The following is a 17,671-nucleotide window of genomic DNA, read 5'->3' on the forward strand; positions in this document are numbered from 1 at the left end:
CATGCTTGGTCGCCTCATTGAATGGTCGGTCCGCAACGTCTTCCTGGTGCTGGTGATGACGCTGGCGATCGTCGCCGGCGGCATCTATGCGCTGATGAACACGCCACTGGACGCACAACCAGATTTGTCGGACGTCCAGGTGATCGTGTTCACCGAGTACCCGGGCCAGGCGCCCCAGGTGGTCGAGGACCAGGTCACCTATCCGCTGACCAGCGCCCTGCTCTCGGTTCCGAAATCGAAGGACGTCCGCGGCTTCTCGTTTTTCGGCGCCTCCTTCATCTACGTCATCTTCGAGGAAGGCACGGACCTCTACTGGGCGCGCTCACGCGTGCTCGAAAACCTCAACGTCGCGTCGAAGAATCTGCCGCCCGGCGTGGCACCGGCGCTCGGGCCCGACGCCACGGGCGTCGGCTGGGTCTACCAGTACGTCCTCAAGAGCGACCGCCACTCGTTGGACGAGCTGCGCGCCATGCAGGACTGGTACCTGCGCTACCAGCTCACCACCGCGCCCGGCGTGGCCGAGGTCGCCAGCGTCGGCGGCTTCGTCCGTCAGTACTCGATCACCGTGGATCCGGTCCGGCTGCGCGAATTCGACATCCCGATTTCACGGGTGTCCGAGGTCATCGCCGAGAGCAACCGCGACGTTGGCGGCCGCGTGATCGAGATGGCCGAGACCGAGTACATGGTCCGGGGTCGTGGCTACCTGCGCGGCATCGATGACATCGAAAACCTGGTGCTGCGCGCCGAAGGAGCCGCGCCGGTGTTGATCCGCGATGTGGCCCGAGTCGAACTGGTGCCCGACGAACGCCGTGGCATCGCCGACCTGGACGGCGAAGGCGACGTCGTGGGTGGGATCGTCATTGCGAGATTCGGCGAGAACGCCCTGGCCGTGATCGGGGGTGTGAAGGACAAGATCGCCCAGCTTGCGAGTGGACTCCCCGAGGGTGTCAGCGTTCAGGCGGTCTACGACCGCTCCGATCTCATCGTGCGTGCGATCAAGACCCTGCGCACGACACTGCTCGAGGAGAGCCTGATCGTCGCGCTGGTGTGCCTGGTGTTCCTGTTCCATGCGCGCAGCGCGCTGGTCGCGATCGTCATGTTGCCGGTCGGCGTGCTGATCGCGGTGATCGCGATGCGTGCGCTGGGCATGAACTCGAACATCATGAGCCTGGGCGGCATCGCGATCTCGATCGGCGTAATGGTCGACGCGGCGATCGTGATGATCGAGAACGCGCACAAGCACATCGAGCGCTCCGATGGCTCCCGCAGCCGCACCCAGTTGATCATCGACGCCTGCCGCGAGGTCGGGCCGGCGCTGTTCTTCAGCCTGATGATCATCACCGTCTCGTTCCTGCCGGTGTTCGCGCTGGAGGCGCAGGAAGGCCGACTGTTCAAGCCACTGGCGTTCACCAAGACCTTCGCCATGGCCGGCGGCGCGCTGCTGTCGGTGACGCTGGTGCCGGTGCTGATGCTGCTGTTCGTGCGCGGCAAGATCGTGCCCGAGCACAAGAACCCGGTGAACCGCTTCCTGGTCGCGGGCTACCGGCCGGTCATCGACGTCGTGCTGCGGAATCGCATGGCCACGATCGCGATCGCCCTCGTCGCCCTGTTCGCCAGCGTGTGGCCGGCGTCACGACTGGGCAGCGAGTTCATGCCCACGCTCAACGAGGGCACGCTGCTGTACATGCCCGCGTCGCTCCCGGGCATGTCGGTGACCAAGGCCTCGGAGCTGCTGCAGCAGCAGGACCGGGTCATCAAGGGCTTCCCGGAGGTGGAGTCGGTGTTCGGCAAGGCGGGCCGCGCCCTGACCGCCACCGATCCTGCACCTTTGGAGATGTTCGAAACCGTCATCAACCTCAAGCCCGAGGACGAGTGGCGGGACGGCATGACCACCGACAAGTTGATCGCGGAGATGGACGAGGCGCTGAAGTTCCCGGGCGTGGCCAACTCCTGGACGATGCCGATCAAGGCCCGCACCGACATGCTGGCCACCGGCATCCGCACGCCGGTGGGCATCAAGCTCTTCGGCAACGACCTGGAGCAGTTGGACGCCCTGGCCACCGAGATCGAAGCGGTGGTGCGCAAAGTGCCGGGGACCACCAGTGCGTTCGCCGAACGCCTGACCGGGGCCTACTACCTCGACATCACCCCGGATTTGCGCAGCCTGGCCCAGTACGGCGTAACCCTCGGCGAGGTCCAGGACGTGGTGGCGGCTGCGCTGGGTGGTGAGATGGTCACCACCATCCTCCAGGGCCGCGAGCGGTTCAGCGCGATCGTGCGCTATCCGCGCGAGCTGCGCGACGACCCCCACCGGATCGGCACCCAGGTGCTGGTTCCGGTGCCCGGCGGCGCGCAGGTGCCACTCGGCGAGTTGGCGCGGATCGAGGTCAAGAAAGGGGCGCCGAGCATCCGCACCGAGAACGCGATGCTGGCGGCCTACATTTACGTGGACACGCGTGAAAGCGACCTGGGCCGCTATGTGAAGGCGGCACAGGAGGCGGTAGCCGAGCAGGTGCAATTCCCGCCGGGCTATTACGTCACCTGGAGCGGACAGTACGAATACATGCAGCGCGCCGCCGAAAAGATGCGCGTGGTTATCCCGGTGACGCTGGCGTTGATCTTCCTGCTGCTGTACCTCAACTTCCGCCGCGTCACCGAGTCGCTGATCGTGATGCTGTCGGTGCCGTTCGCGCTGGTCGGCGGCGTGTGGCTGATGTGGATGCTCGACTACAACGTCAGCGTCGCGGTGATCGTGGGCTTCATCGCACTGGCCGGCGTTGCCGCGGAAACCGGCGTGGTCATGCTGATCTACCTCGACCACGCGCTCGAGGCGCGCGCCGCGCAGCGCCAGGCCGAAGGCCACTCGCTGGATGCACGCGACCTCCGCGAGGCGATCGTCGAAGGCGCGGTCGACCGCGTGCGCCCGAAGATGATGACCGTGGTCGCGATCATGGCGGGCCTGCTGCCCATCATGTGGAGCAGCGGTACTGGCTCGGAAGTCATGCGCCGAATCGCTGCGCCGATGGTAGGTGGCATGGTGTCTTCGACCATCCTCACCCTGGTCGTGATCCCGGCGCTGTACTCGCTGATCAAGCAGCGGCAGCTGGCCAGGAAGCCGCACCCCTCCTCCGCACTACCCAAGGAGAAGTAGTGATGGGGCCGTTCAACGCAGGCAGGGACCGACGGTTCATGCAACTGTGGCCGCGAACATCCGTCCGTCTACGGCCAATTCGCGCGTTACTGGCTTCGCCCACCGCAAGGCCGGTTGACCTGTGTGCGAGACACAGGTCTAGCCTGATCAACACCTCGCCGGGAGCAAGCCGATGACGACCAAGGAAGAAGTGACGCCGCCTCTGATGACGGTACGCCAGCTGGCACAGCAGGGCGACGTCACGGTGCATGTGGTGCGCAACTATCTGCGGCGCGGCCTGCTGCAAGCGGCCTCGCATACCGGGAGCGGCTACCAGCTGTTTTCGGCGTCGGAGCTCCAGCGCCTGCACTTCATTCGCACCGCGCAACAGCTTGGCTTCACGCTGGCGGAGATCGAGGAAATCATTCGCCACAGTGTTCTGCGAAATAGTCCCTGCCCGCTTGTGCGCGACATCATCCGACGCAGACTCGACGACACCCGCCAACAACTGGACAGGCTGCTCGCCATGCACGGACGAATGGAGCGTGCCATCCACGCCTGGGCGGAGCTTCCGGACTCCATTCCGACTGGCGATGACGTCTGCGCATTGATCGAATCTGTTGCCGCTGCTGAAGGCGGCGGGTTCGTCAAGTCCACCCCGCGGCGACTTCTTGGACGCCGCCCCACAGAGGAGAATTTGCCATGACAGCCTCCAGTCCTGCCCCCTCAGGCTCCCGACGCTGGGTCTTCTGGATCTTCCTGGCGCTGGCCGTGTTCTATCTCGCCGTCGAGCACCGCGCCCACCTTGGGGGGACGCTTCGCTGGTTGCCCCTGGCCATCCTGCTGCTATGTCCCTTGATGCATGTGTTCATGCACAAGGGGCATGGCGGTCATGGAGGTTCCGGAAGTCATGGGCGCGACGGCAATGCCGACGACACACCCCATGGCCAGCATGAGAGCCGTAGCAAGCGGGCACTGAACGACGAAACGTCCGACACCTCGAACGGAGGGCACTGACATGCAGGCACCCGACTCCGGCTACGGCCTTTGGCTGCTGGCCGCCATCAACGCCGCGTTCTTCATCTTCTTCGCCTGGAGCTTCTACAAGCCCTTGACCCGCTGGGACTGGCGGGGGTTCGGGATGTTCTCCGCCTTCGTCGTGGCCCTGTTCGCGGAAATGTATGGCTTCCCGCTGACGTTGTACGTCCTGGGCGGGTGGCTCAGTGCCAATTATCCGCAAGTGAACTGGCTCAGCCATGACGCGGGCCATCTGCTGGAGATGTGGTTCGGCTGGCGCGCCAATCCGCATTTTGGTCCATTCCACATGGCGAGCTTCGTCCTGATCGGCGGTGGCTTCTGGCTGCTGTCGGCCGCCTGGCCAGTGTTGTATCGGGCGCAGCGTGAGGGCCGGATGGCCCGAGACGGCGTGTATGCGCGCATGCGCCACCCGCAGTACGTCGCTTTCGTGTTGGTGCTGACCGGCTTCCTGCTGCAGTGGCCCACGCTGCTCACGCTCGCCAGCTATCCGGTGCTCGTGTGGGCCTATGCCCGACTGGCGCGCCGTGAGGAAAAAGACTGCTTGAGCCGCTTCGGCGACGACTACGTCCGCTACATGCAGGAAGTGCCGGCCTTCATCCCCCGACGCCGGCGCGGCCCCGCCCCATCCCAAGGAGAAGCCCGATGATGCAGGTCCACGAACCCACGGTGCGCACGCGCACCTGGCCCATCGGCGACATGGTGAGCACCGGCTGCGCGCGCACGCTGGAGAAGGCCGTGGCCGCGTTGCCCGGAGTCAACGCCACCAGCGCGAACTTCGCTACCGCGACCCTGCAGGTGTCCTACGACCCGGCCCGCCTGTCGGCGGGCGCGGTCGCCACCGCGATCCGCGACTGCGGCTTCCAATGCATCGCGCCGATGCCTGATGCCGACCCCGCCGCAGGCGCGCACGCCCATGCTGCCCATGCCGGGCACGGACAGGAATTGGCCGCAGAGCGCCCCGCTGACGCCCACGCCGGCCACGGCGATGACGCCACGGATGCCGGGGGCCACGACGCCCATGCGGGCATGAACCACGGCAGCGATCTGCAGGCCGCGGCGCGCGACATGGGCCGCCGCTTCCTGGTCGCCCTCGCCTTCGCGATCCCGGTGTTCCTGTGGTCGCCCATGGGCGGTCTCATGGAGCCACCACCGGTGCCTTTCGGGCTGCGCGAGAACGTCTGGCTGTTTCTGCTGGCGACCGGCGCGGTCGTCTATCCGGGCTGGCCATTCTTCACCGCCGCGATCCGCTCCCTGCGCCGGGGTGTGTTGGACATGGCGGTGCTGGTGCTGCTGAGCGTGGGCACCGGCTACGGGTTCAGCATCGCGTCGACGTTCTTCTTCGACGGACCGAACTTCTACGAGGCCTCGGCGGTCCTGCTGACCTTCGTCCTGCTCGGCCACTGGCTCGAGATGCGGGCACGCGCCGGCGCTTCGGACGCGATGAAGGCGTTGTTGAAGCTGTCCCCGCCCCGCGCGGTGGTGCGGCGCGAGGGGCAGGAAATCGAGATCCCCACTGCGGAAGTGCTGGTCGGCGACATCGTAGTGGTGCGGCCCGGGGCCAAGATTCCGGTCGACGGCACCGTCACTGAAGGCAGCTCCCAGGTCGACGAATCCATGCTGACCGGCGAGTCGATGCCCGTGCGCAAAGACCCAGGGGCCTCCGTTGTCGGCGGATCGATCAACAAGAGCGGTGCATTTGCCTACACCGCCACCAAGATCGGCAGCGATACCGCGCTGGCGCAGATCATCAAGCTGGTCCAGACCGCACAGAACTCCAAGGCGCCTGCGCAACTGCTCGCCGACCGCGCTTCGCAGTGGCTGGTGCTGGCCGCGATCGTGATCGGGCTGCTGACCTTCGCGGTCTGGTTCTGGTGGCTGGGACAGCCGCTCATGTTCGCGCTCACGCTGACGATCACCGTCTTCGTCATTGCCTGTCCCGACGCACTGGGTTTGGCCACCCCGATGGCGATCATGATCGGCACGGGCCTGGGCGCTCGACACGGCATTCTGTTCAAACACGCCGAAGCCATCGAGAAGAGCGCCCGGCTGGACGTTGTGATCTTTGACAAGACTGGAACCCTGACGGTCGGGGCACCGGAGGTGGTCGACATGGCGGTGGCACCGGGCTGGACGCAGGAGCGGCTACTGGCCACGGCCGCTGCGGTCGAGGCGCATTCGGAGCACCCGCTGGCGCAAGCGATCCTCAAGCGCGCCGGTCCGGCAGCCGAACGCGCTACGGCCTTCACCAACATCGACGGCCAGGGCGCCACCGGGGTGGTTGACGGGGTGCAGGTCCTGCTGGGCAATCGCATCCTGATGGTCGAACACGGAATCGATCTATCCGTGCTGGAAGCGGAGGCCGCGCGCCTTACCGGCGCCGGCCGCACCGTGATCTATGCAGGGGTAGGCGGCGAGCTTGCGGGCTTCTTCGCAATTGCCGACGCGATCCGCGAGACCTCGCGCGCCGCCATCGACGAACTGCATCGTCGCAACATCAAAGTGGCGATGATCACCGGCGACAATCGCCCCACCGCCGAACGCGTAGCTCAGGATCTGGGGATCGACATCGTACTGGCAGACGTGTTGCCTGGCGGCAAGTCCGACGAAGTCATCAAGCTGCAGTCGCAGGGCCTCAAGGTCGGCATGGTGGGCGACGGCATCAACGACGCACCGGCGCTGACCCAGGCGGATGTGGGCTTCGCAATTGGCGCCGGCACCGACGTCGCAATCGAAAGCGCGGACGTCGTGCTCATGCACAGCGACCCCTACGACGTCGTTCGCGCGACCACCATCGCCCACGCCACCCTGCGCAAGATGCACCAGAACCTGGGCTGGGCCGTGGGTTACAACGTCCTGGCCTTCCCGCTTGCAGCCGGGGTGCTTTATCCCTTCGTGCTGTCGCCCGAAATCGCCGCGCTCTCCATGTCGGGAAGTTCGGTGATCGTCGCCGTCAACGCCTTGCTGCTGCGCCGCGTGCGGCTGGTCCCACGTACCGCAGGCGACCCCACGCCTTCCTCTCTCGAAACCGCGGCGTAGTCGCCAACCCACCGGAGCACCCATGAACAACGCAACCAGTCCCACTCTCCAGTTCCTCGGCGCCGCGGGCACCGTCACCGGCTCGCGCTACCTGGTCGAGGCCAATGGCCAGCGCGTGCTGGTCGACTGCGGCCTGTTCCAGGGCTACAAGCAACTGCGCGAACGCAACTGGGCTCCGTTTCCCGTCGACGCGGCATCAATCGATGCGGTGATCCTGACCCACGCCCACTTGGACCATTCGGGCTACCTGCCCGCACTCGTCAAGCAGGGGTTCCGCGGCCGGATCCACTGCACCCACGGCAGCGTGGCGCTGTGCGGCCTGCTGCTTCCCGACAGCGGGCACCTGCTGGAAGAAGAAGCGAAGTACGCCGCGCGCAAGGGCTACTCGAAGCACAAGGAGCCGCGACCGCTCTATACGGAAGAGGACGCCCGTCGCAGCCTGAAGCAGCTGCAGGGACATGACCATGAACGCGACATCGAGGTCGCGCCCGGCTTCACGGTGCGCTTCCACCCCGCAGGTCACATCCTGGGCGCCGCCCACGTCAGCCTGGATGTCCAGGGCCAGCGCTTGCACTTCAGCGGCGACTTGGGACGGCAGCAGGAATCGCTGATGAATCCGCCGACGCCCCTGCCCGCCTGTGACGTACTGGTCTGCGAGTCCACATACGGCAATCGGGAACACGTTCCGATCGACCAAGAGGCGGAGCTGGCCCCCATCATCCGCCGCGTCGCTGCCCGTGGGGGCGTGATCGTCATCCCCGCCTTTGCCATCGGCCGCGCCCAGGCGCTCATGCTTCACATCGCCCGGCTGCGTGAGCGGCAGGAGATTCCCCGCGTCCCGGTCTACCTCAACAGCCCGATGGCGATCAACGCCACCAGGCACTACCACGACCACCACTCCGAGCACCACGTGTCCGACGAGGACTGCCAGCGGATGTTCGACGTGGCCACCTTCGTCAACACTGTAGAAGAGTCGAAGGCGCTCAACCGACAGCGCGGCCCGATGATCATCATCTCGGCCAGCGGCATGATCACCGGCGGGCGCGTGCTGCACCACATCGAGGCGTTCGGATCAGACGACCGCAACGCAATCCTGCTCGCGGGTTACCAGGCCGGCGGAACACGCGGCGCCGCGCTGGCGGCAGGAAAGCGCACGTTGCGCATGTTCGGCCGGGAAATTTCCATCCGCGCCGAAGTGGTGCAGCTGGAAGGCTTCTCCGGCCACGCCGACGCCGGGGAGCTGCTGGACTGGATGCGCACCGCGCCGTCCGCCCCGCGCATGGTCTACCTCACCCATGGCGAACCGGATGCGGCCGATACGCTGCGCGGACGCGTAGAGCGCGAGCTGGGCTGGCATGCGCGCGTGCCGGAGCACCTGGAGCGTGTTGGCCTGGGGGATGCGCGATGACCGGGCAGGCCGCAGGCCACACCCGGCTGCGCGTCACCCGTGCCGGGATCGACACCTACCAGCAACCGGTGGTCTACATGCATCGCGACTGTGAAGTCTGCCGCTCGGAAGGCTTTGCCGCGATGACGCGCGTGAGGCTGGACGTGGGCACGCGCACGCTGGTGGCGACGCTGAACGTGGTCGTCGACGACAGGCTGGGACTTGACGAGGTGGCGCTGTCGGAGGTCGCGTGGACGCTCCTCGAACCCATGCCGGATGCACTGGCCCGGGTTCGGCACGCGGAACCCGCGGCGTCGGCAGGCGCGCTCCGCGCCAAGGTGTTCGGGGCACGGCTGGACGACGCGCAGTACCTCGCCCTGGTGCAGGACGTGATGGAAAGCAGGCTGTCGGACCTGGAGCTTGCCGCGTTCGTCACGGCCAGCGCGGGCGACCGCCTGGACCATGCGGAGACGACCGCGCTGACGCGGGCCATGATCTCCGTGGGCCAGCGCCTGGACTGGGGCGAAGGGCCGGTGCTGGACAAACACTGCGTGGGCGGCCTGCCGGGCAATCGCACCACGCCAATCGTGGTGGCCATCGTGGCCGCGCTGGGCTACCGCATCCCGAAGACGTCCTCGCGCGCCATCACATCGCCCGCGGGCACCGCCGACACCATGGAAGTGATGGCGCCGGTGGCGCTCGACCTGGCGGCGATGCGGCGGGTGGTGGAGCGCGAGGGCGGCTGCATCGTGTGGGGTGGCAACGTGCGCCTGAGCCCGGCCGACGACATCCTGATCCGGGTCCAGCGCCCGCTGGATTTCGACAGCGACGGTCAACTGGTGGCCAGCGTGCTGTCGAAGAAGATAGCCGCGGGCTCCACCCACGTCCTGATCGACATGCCGGTGGGTCCGACGGCCAAGGTGCGAGGTGAGGCCGCGGCCCACAGCCTCGGCACGCGGCTTGCACACACCGCCGCTGCGCTTGGATTGCAGCTGGGCATCCATCGCTCCGACGGCACCCAGCCGGTGGGTCGGGGAATCGGTCCGGCGCTCGAGGCGCACGATGTGCTCAAGGTGCTGCGCAACGCAGCCGATGCACCCGCCGACCTTCGCGAACGCGCACTTGCGCTGTCCGCGGCGCTGCTGGACATGGCACCGGGCAGCAACGCCGGCACCGGACTGGAGCGCGCGCGCGGCGTGCTGGATTCCGGGGCGGCGCTGGCCAAGTTCCTGGCGATCTGCGAGGCCCAGGGAGGCTTCCGCGAACCGCCACGGGCGGCGTTCACCGCCGACGTCCCGGCGCCTGCATCGGGCCGCATCGCGGCGATCGACAACCGCAGGCTGGCCAAACTGGCCAAGCTGGCCGGCGCCCCGACATCCCCCACCGCCGGCCTCGAAACCGGTCTGCGGATCGGCGATACGGTCGAGCGCGGACAGCCCATGATGACCCTGCATGCGGAGTCGCCGGGAGAACTGGCCTACGCCCTGGAGCACGCCGCGACGCTGCAACCCTTTGTGCTTGGAGAGGTTCCATGACCCGTGTGCTGATGCCCTTCCCGGCCGATGCAGTGTTGGCCGGCAACATCAACCAGCCCCTGCAGGCGCGCATTGCACCCGTGGCTTGGCGGCACTTCCCAGATGGCGAGTCGCTGGTCACCCTGGACGACGCACTGGCCGGAGCCGATGTGGCGCTCCTGGCCAGCCTGCGCAACGCCGATGCCACGGCCCTCCCGTTGCGCTTCGCCGCCCGGACCGCGCGCGAGTTCGGGGCTCGTTCGGTCGGCCTCATCGCACCCTACCTGGGGTATATGCGCCAGGACACCCGCTTCCATCGCGGCGAGGCGGTCAGTACACCGCTGTTTGCGCAATTCCTCGAAGAGGCTTTCGACTGGCTGGTGACCGTGGACCCGCACCTGCACCGCGTCGAGCGCCTGCAGTCGCTCTACCGCATTCCGACGGTCCACGTATCGGCGACGCCGGCCGTGGCCCGCTGGATCGCTGAGACCGTCCCCGACGCTGTGCTGATCGGCCCTGACAGCGAGAGCGAGCAGTGGGTAGCGGACATCGCCGCCCTGTCCGGCATGCCCTACCAGGTGCTGGCCAAGGAGCGGCACGGCGACTACGACGTGCGCGTCAGCCTGCCCGACCCGGCAGCCGTGGCTGGTCGGACTCCGGTGCTGATCGACGACATCGTGTCGTCCGGCCACACGATCCTGGAGACCCTCGCACACCTGCGCCGGTTGTCGTTGCCGTCGCCGTTGCTGGTCGCCATCCATCCGGTGTTCGCAGGCGACGCCTATGCCCGCCTGCAGGAGGCGGGCCTGGCCCGCATCGTCAGCACTGACACCATTTCCCACCCCTCCAACGCCATCGCGCTGGGTGCGGACCTCGCCGCCGCGGCATCGACCCTGATGACCGCTTCGACCGATTCCCCGGAGGACCCATGAACCTGCATCTCAACTGCTGCACCGCCGACCAGCTGTCGGCCGCCGAGCGCCAGCGGATCCTTGAACTCGCCGACGCCCACCGGCAGGCCGATCCCGCGTTCGCCCACTGGGCGGCCGGCTACGGGGTGATCCGACATGACCCGCTTACCCAGCTCCGGGTCCGCCAGATGGTGCACGAGCTGGTCGCCCTGGGCCGCACGCCGGATGCCGGCACCGCATGGCAGCGGCTCGCCGCGGCCGACCGCGTCACCAGCGCCGGCATGTGGCTGGTGGCGCACATGACCTACAGCCAGCGCGTTCGTACCGACGGCGCGGCCCTGGAGGTCGATGATTTCAAGACCACGCCTGAAGGCCACACCGGCGGGTCCCTCAACATGGTGCCCGCCTACGCCGGCTACCTGCTGATGGATTCCCTGGATGGCGTCACCCGCGCGTGGATGATGGGCCAGGGGCACTGCGTGGCCGCCATCGACGCGCTGAACGTGCTGGTTGGCAACATGACCGACCGGCACGCCGAACGTTACGACCGCACCGGCGAAGGGCTGAGCCGGTTCGTAAGCGACTTCTATGCCTACACCCTCAATCCGGACGGAACGCCGGCGTCGCCCCTCGGCTCCCACGTCAATGCGCACACCGCCGGGGGCGTGATGGAAGGCGGCTATCTCGGCTTCGCCGAACTGCAGTACGTGCATGCGCCGCTCAAGGACGAACGCCTGGTGGCCTTCCTCAGCGACGGTGCGTTCGAGGAACAGCGTGGTAGCGACTGGGCGCCGCGCTGGTGGCGTGCCGAGGACAGCGGGCTGGTCAGCCCGATCATCATCCTCAACGGGCGGCGCATCGAACAGCGCAGTCAGATCACCCAGCAGGGCGGCGAGCGATGGTTGGACCGGCACCTGCGATTGAACGGCTTTGATCCGATCGCCCTGGACGGGCGCGATCCGGCCAGCATCGCGTGGGGCATCCACGTGATGGAGTCGCGCCTGCAAGCGGGCGCGGCGGTCCCCGATATCGACGTGCGGCTGCCCTATGGCATCGCCGAAACCGTGAAGGGATTCGGCTTCCCCGGCGCCGGGACCAACGCCTCGCACAACCTGCCCCTTCCCGGGAATCCCGCGAAGGATGCCGAGGCACGCGCGCTCTTCAATGAAGGCGCCGGGGCGCTGTTCGTGGCCGCGTCCGAGCTCGATGAGGCCATTGCCGCACTCAACAGCCACGATCTCCAGCAGCGTGTGCGCGAGCGCGACCATGCGCTGGCCGACCGCCAGGTGGACCCGCCCCGCGTTCCAGCGATCGCCGACCGCGACGCCGGCGGCGAGAGCTCGCCGATGACCGCGCTCGACGAGCAGTTCGTCGCGATCGCCGAAGCGAACCCGGGCCTACGCGTGCGCGTGGGCAATCCCGACGAGCTGCGCAGCAACAAGCTCGACCGCACCCTGGACGCGATGAAGCACCGGGTGCATGAGCCCGAGCCCGGCGTCGCCGAATCGCCCACCGGCGCGGTCATCACCGCGCTCAACGAGGAAGCCGTGGTCTGCGCCGCACTCGGCAACAAGGGCGGGCTGAACCTGGTGGTCACCTACGAGGCGTTCGCACCGAAGATGCTGGGCGCCGTGCGCCAGGAGCTGATCTTCGCCCGCCATCAGGCGCAGGCGGGACGTCCGCCCGGCTGGCTGGGCGTGCCCCTGGTGCTGACCTCCCACACCTGGGAGAACGCGAAGAACGAGCAGTCGCATCAGGATCCGACCATGGCCGAGGCGCTGCTGGGCGAAATGGCCGACATTTCGCGCGTGGTGTTTCCCCCGGACGCCAATGGCGCCGCCGCGGCCCTCGCCCACGCCTACGCGCAACGCGGCACGGTCACCACCCTGGTCGTCCCCAAGCGCCCGGTGCCGCATGAGCTGACGCCACAGCAGGCCGAGGCGCTGGCCGTGACCGGCGCAACCTGCCTGGCCGGCGATCCGGCGACGGCGGCGATCCTGCTGGTGGCCACCGGCGCGTACCAGCTGCAGGAAGTGCGTCGCGCGCAGGCGCGCCTGGCCGAACGCGGGGTGTCGGCCGCGATCGTCTATCTCGGCGAGCCCGGCCGGTTCCGCGCGCCGCGCGATCCGGAGGAGGCGCGGTACGTGCACTCCGACAGCGCGGTCCAGGCGCTGTTCCCGGTGGGCCGACCGCGCGTATTCGTCACCCACACCCGCCCCGAACCCTTCCTCGGCGCCCTGCGCCGGCTCGACACCGGCCCGGCCACCACCGCGGCGCTGGGCTTCGTCAACCGCGGCGGCACGCTGGACGTGCCCGGCCTGCTGTTCGCCAACCGCAGCACCTGGGCGCACGTGGTCGACGCGGCCGCGGGCGTCCTCGGCGAGTCCCGTGGCAGCCTGTTGTCCGAAGCGGAGCTGGCGGCAGTGGATGGTCGCGGCGATCCGGCCACCGTCCTGCGCCCGGAAACGGGACAGGCATCGTGAGCCGGCCGGCCAGGACCGCGCGCTGATGGCGGGCACGGTGCGGCGCGGAGGGCAGATCGCCTGGGCCGGACTGAAGCTCGGGGTCGCCGTGCTGCGCCTGCGCCGGCGCGCACCCGAACGACTGCCCGCGTACATCAGCACGACCTTGGTGGAACTGGGAACCACCTTCGTCAAGCTGGGCCAGGGCTTGAGCCTGCGCTGGGACCTGCTGCCGGCGCCTTATCGCGAGGCGTTGTCACGCTTGCACAGTGACGTGCCGGCGTTTCCGGCGGACGAGGCGAGACGCATGGTTGAACAGGCGTTCGGCGCGCCGGTGGACGCGCTCTTCGCAAGCTTCGATGACAAGCCGTTGGCCGCGGCGTCGGTGGCCCAGATCCATCCGGCGCGCATGCAGGATGGTCGCGATGTGGTCGTCAAGATCACCCGCCCCGGTATCCATGCCCAGGTGCAGGCCGACCTGCGGCTCCTGCGGCGCACGGTGCGCGTGGCCCAGTGGCTGTGGCCGCCGCTCACGCGGCACCGCCCGCTCGAGCTCGTCGACGAACTGGGCGCATTCCTGCGCGACGAGATCGACATGCGCCACGAAGCACAGAACATGCGTCGCATGGCCAGGGTGCTTGATGCGCTGCCCGGCATCACCCAGCCGCACGTCGTCGAGCCGTACGCCACCCGCGACGTGCTGGTCCAGGATCGAAGCCACGGCATCCGCCTGGACGCCGCCTATGGGACAGCGGCCGCTCCCGCGATGGCGAGCGCGCTGCTCGATGCCTACGTGCATCAGCTCTTCGGCGCCGGCGTGTTCCATGCCGACCCGCACCCGGGGAACCTGTTCTTCTTCGACGACGGTCGCCTGTGCCTGCACGACTTCGGCTCGATCGGCGTGCTCGACCCGGCATCCCGCCTCGCGCTTGGCGGCATGGTCGAGGCCATCGCGGCCGACGACGCCGAGGGCGTGCTGGATGCGGCAATCGCCCTGGGTTTCTTCCCGCCACAGGTCGAGCGACGCTCACATGTGCGAGAGATCCACCTGATCCTGGCCGAGATGGCCAGCCGCCCGCTGGCGGAATGGTCCATTGCCGAGGCGATCTGGCGCGTGGCACGCATTGGGCAGGGCGCTGGGTTCCGGCTACCCGCCCACCTGTTGGCCCTGATCCGCACGTTGTTCTTGGTCGAGAACACGCTGCGGGCACTGGATCCGGACATGGACCTGCTGGGCACGCTGTCGGCGCGGGCAGCCGACGTCATGGCGATCGTCGACGCCAGCCGACCCGCGGGCCGACCGCTCGCGATGCGGCTGGCACGCACCGCCCGCCAGCTGCCGCAGATCGCCACCGATCTGTTGCGGCAGGCACAGCTGAGCGACGGACGGCCCGCGTTCTCGGTGCACCACCACGGCCTGGCTCCCACGCACGAGGCGCTCGCGCGCACCGGCAACCGGCTGGCGCTGGCCCTGGTCACCCTGGGCCTCTACGTCAGCGGCTCCCTGCTCGCCCTGCACAGCACCGGTCCGCTGCTGGCCGGACATCTGCCATGGCTGTCCGTCATCGCGTTCGCCGGCGCAGCGCTCCTGTCGCTGCGGCTCGTCGTTGCCATAGGGCGATCAGGCCACCTGTAAGCGCAACAACGCCACTGATGTCCGGAGGAACCGCCATGAAACGTCGCCTTGTCCTGTCCCTCGTCGGCATGCTGTCCCTGGCCGTCGGCAGCGCGTCCGCCACCGAGGCGCCCATGGCGGGTCCAGTCCAGCATATCGATGGATACACGCTGTATTTCGGCATGGTGCCCAGCGCGATTGCTGCGCCCTCGATCGGAACCCACAGCCCCGGTCCGCGCGACGCGCACGGATTGCCGCGCGGGGACTATGCGCGCGAACATCACCTGCTGGTCGTCGTCGAGCGCATGCGCGACGGGGTGCGTCCGACAAACGTGCAGGTCGTGGCGACCGTGCCGATCGCCGGGCAGACGGTGAGCCGCACGCTCGCGCCGATGACGATCAACGACTCGATGAGCCACGGCGCCGTGTTCGTACTGCCAAGCCCGGGGCGCTACGTCTTCACCACCACCGTGCGCGTGCCTAGCGAGCCCGCGCCGATCGTCGCCCGCTTCACCTATACGCTGGCGCACGGTCCATGACCCCGCTGCCAGGCTTCGCCGACCCGGCACATCCCGATCGACCCGAGCGCCTGCATGTGGAGTCTCTCGGCCGGGGGTCGCTACGGGTGACGTTCCTGCCGGGCCTGGGTGGCACCACGCGCTACTGGACCTCGACGCCGGTGGCACCGGCGTTCCGGCATGCGCAGACCGAACTGGTCGATCTCTACGGGTTCGGGCACTCGCCCCGGCCCTGGTGCCGCTACACGGTCGAGCGGCACGTCGACGCGCTCGCACGCACCCTCCAGGCCGGCCCGCCGCGGGTCCTCGTCGGCCATTCGCTCGGCGCGGCGCTGGCGCTCGCCTTGGCCGCGCGCCACCCCGACCGGGTCCAGGCGCTGTGCTTGTTCAGCCTGCCCGACTACGGCTCGCGCGCTGGCGCGATCGAATGGTTCGCCAGTCAGCGCGGTGGCTGGGTCTACACGAACATGCTGGCGACCGCGCTCGCGTGCCTGGTCACTCGCCGCGTGGCGGGCCGTTGGCTGCCTTACCTGGTGCGCAACGTTCCGGCCGAAGTCGCGCGCGACCTGGTGCTGCACAACATGGCCTCGTCCACCACGTCACTGTGGGAGGTGCTCTACCAGCACGACGTGCGGGGCGACGCGGCCGCTCTGCCACCGGACCTGCCGGTGACGTGTGTGCACGGCCTGCGTGATGCGACGGCACCGCCTGCGCGCGTGACCGAGCTGGCGGCGCGTTTCCCGCGCTGGCGCCATGTGACGCTGGATGCCGACCATCATCCGTGGCTGCGCGATCCGGGCGCCTGCCATGGGGTAATCGACGCCCTCTGCGAAGCGGTGCGGCCGGAAGCCGTCCGCGCCGAGGCGATCGCGTGATGGCCGGACGCGAACCCGTCGGCATCGCGAGCGCGCGGCCGGGGTTGGCGGCGAGCGCAGCGGTCGCGCTCGCCTACGGCGTGGTGCTGCCGGTCCTGCCCACGGTGGTGGCTTCGTCGCCTTCGCCGGCGCGCGCGATCGCCGAGTTGATGGCGGTCTACAGCGCCGCCATGGTGGTGACGGCACCGATCTGGGTACGGGTCTGTCGACAACTCCCGGCACACCTGCTCGTGCGCTTCAGCCTGCTCGGCCAGGCCGCGGCGATGATCATGCTCCTCTGGTCTTCGGAAACGACGGTGCTGCTGTTGGCGCGCGGCCTGCAGGGCATCTTCGCAGGCGCCGCACTCCCGGCCCTGCAGACCGCCGCTTCGCGCGCCGCTGGCAGCGAGGGCGACCGCTCGCAGCGCCTGTCGGACCTGACCCGCGCCGCGCTGGTCGGCAGTTTGTTCGGCCCGGGCGTGGGCGGCGTTGTAGCGGCTGACGACAGCCTGGTCGGCCCGGTCCTGGTCGGCGCCGCCGTGCTCGTGCTGGCAGCCGCGGCGCAGCGGCCGGCGACCGGGTCAGCCACCATCGTCGTGGCCGGTCCGGGTTCGCCCACGCGCCATCGCGACGTCGTCGTGCTGCTTCTGCTGGCCGCACTGGCGGCTGCGGCAATGAGTGTCTATGAAGTGGGACTTGCGACGCAGGGGGGCGCGGATGGTCTGTCGGCGCGCGAACTCGGCTTCATGTTCACCGGCTGCGGCGTGGTGATGCTGCTCGCCCAGTCGCTCGTGTTCCGTCCGCGTCACGACCCGTTGCGCGCATTCAACTGGGTGGCGCCCTCGTTTGTCGCCACCGCTGCCGGCCTCGCATTGCTCGCCTGGCTCGGCGGCAGGTGGCCGGGTGCGCTCGGCCTGGTCCTCGTGGCGGCAGGTAGCGGCGTGCTGCAGCCGGCGCTCGTCTACTGGACCTCCCGAGCCGCGGGGGCCGCCGAGGCCACCAGCCTGGGGTGGCGCGCTTCGTTCACGGGTGCCGGCCAGGCGCTTGGCAGTCTTGCCGGCGGTTTCGCGTTCGCCGTCACCCTTGCCGGAAAGATTGTGCTGGCCACCCTCCTCTTGATCCTGCTTGCCGCGGCCATGCTCGCGCTTGCACGACGCCGCGCACCGGCCGGGCTTCCACTTTCCGTATCGACTCAGGAGCGATGAC

General features: G+C 68.5%; 13 protein-coding genes. All 13 read left to right on the top strand.

Features of this window, described 5'->3' with window-relative positions; translation table 11 throughout:
* Window position 1: 1 nt before the first annotated feature.
* The 13 genes from K6753_RS05965 (at window position 2) to K6753_RS06025 (ending at window position 17,670) form a co-directional block, all read left to right on the top strand.
* Entirely contained in the window at window positions 2-3,151 is a 3,150-nt protein-coding gene (locus K6753_RS05965; RefSeq protein ID WP_223675310.1) for an efflux RND transporter permease subunit, read from the top strand.
* 172 nt (window positions 3,152-3,323) lie between these two features.
* A complete protein-coding gene (locus tag K6753_RS05970) occupies window positions 3,324-3,836 on the top strand; it encodes a MerR family DNA-binding protein (protein WP_223675312.1) in 513 nt (170 codons plus the stop codon).
* Window positions 3,833-4,147: a DUF2933 domain-containing protein gene (locus tag K6753_RS14660; protein ID WP_065427866.1), complete on the top strand. Its 315-nt coding sequence runs from the start codon at window positions 3,833-3,835 to the stop codon at window positions 4,145-4,147. The genes K6753_RS05970 and K6753_RS14660 overlap by 4 nt, the downstream gene beginning before the upstream one ends.
* Before the next feature lies 1 nt (window position 4,148).
* Complete coding sequence (locus K6753_RS05980; RefSeq protein WP_223675313.1) at window positions 4,149-4,814, top strand: methyltransferase family protein; 666 nt, start codon at window positions 4,149-4,151, stop codon at window positions 4,812-4,814.
* Window positions 4,811-7,204, top strand: coding sequence for a heavy metal translocating P-type ATPase (locus K6753_RS05985; protein WP_223675315.1), 2,394 nt, complete (start codon window positions 4,811-4,813; stop codon window positions 7,202-7,204). The genes K6753_RS05980 and K6753_RS05985 overlap by 4 nt, the downstream gene beginning before the upstream one ends.
* A gap of 22 nt (window positions 7,205-7,226) precedes the next feature.
* Window positions 7,227-8,612 carry an MBL fold metallo-hydrolase RNA specificity domain-containing protein gene (locus K6753_RS05990; protein ID WP_223675316.1) on the top strand — a complete coding sequence of 462 codons (1,386 nt, stop codon included), beginning with the start codon at window positions 7,227-7,229 and terminating at the stop codon, window positions 8,610-8,612.
* Window positions 8,609-10,126 carry a thymidine phosphorylase family protein gene (locus tag K6753_RS05995; RefSeq protein WP_223675317.1) on the top strand — a complete coding sequence of 506 codons (1,518 nt, stop codon included), beginning with the start codon at window positions 8,609-8,611 and terminating at the stop codon, window positions 10,124-10,126. Before K6753_RS05990 ends, K6753_RS05995 begins: the two co-directional genes overlap by 4 nt.
* Window positions 10,123-11,037, top strand: a complete 915-nt coding sequence (locus K6753_RS06000; protein WP_024889940.1) for a ribose-phosphate diphosphokinase — start codon at window positions 10,123-10,125, stop codon at window positions 11,035-11,037. The genes K6753_RS05995 and K6753_RS06000 overlap by 4 nt, the downstream gene beginning before the upstream one ends.
* On the top strand, window positions 11,034-13,499 hold the full coding sequence (locus K6753_RS06005; RefSeq protein WP_223675318.1) for a phosphoketolase family protein: 2,466 nt from the start codon (window positions 11,034-11,036) through the stop codon (window positions 13,497-13,499). Before K6753_RS06000 ends, K6753_RS06005 begins: the two co-directional genes overlap by 4 nt.
* Before the next feature lie 25 nt (window positions 13,500-13,524).
* Complete coding sequence (locus tag K6753_RS06010) at window positions 13,525-15,114, top strand: ABC1 kinase family protein (RefSeq protein ID WP_223675319.1); 1,590 nt, start codon at window positions 13,525-13,527, stop codon at window positions 15,112-15,114.
* 35 nt (window positions 15,115-15,149) lie between these two features.
* Window positions 15,150-15,632, top strand: coding sequence for a hypothetical protein (locus tag K6753_RS06015; protein ID WP_223675320.1), 483 nt, complete (start codon window positions 15,150-15,152; stop codon window positions 15,630-15,632).
* Window positions 15,629-16,486 (top strand): alpha/beta fold hydrolase, encoded by an 858-nt coding sequence (locus tag K6753_RS06020; RefSeq protein WP_223675321.1) that lies wholly within the window; start codon window positions 15,629-15,631, stop codon window positions 16,484-16,486. The genes K6753_RS06015 and K6753_RS06020 overlap by 4 nt, the downstream gene beginning before the upstream one ends.
* Complete coding sequence (locus K6753_RS06025; RefSeq protein WP_223675322.1) at window positions 16,486-17,670, top strand: MFS transporter; 1,185 nt, start codon at window positions 16,486-16,488, stop codon at window positions 17,668-17,670. The genes K6753_RS06020 and K6753_RS06025 overlap by 1 nt, the downstream gene beginning before the upstream one ends.
* Window position 17,671 lies beyond the last annotated feature (1 nt).

The organism is Novilysobacter selenitireducens (genome assembly GCF_020026895.1).
GTDB lineage: Bacteria > Pseudomonadota > Gammaproteobacteria > Xanthomonadales > Xanthomonadaceae > Lysobacter_C > Lysobacter_C selenitireducens.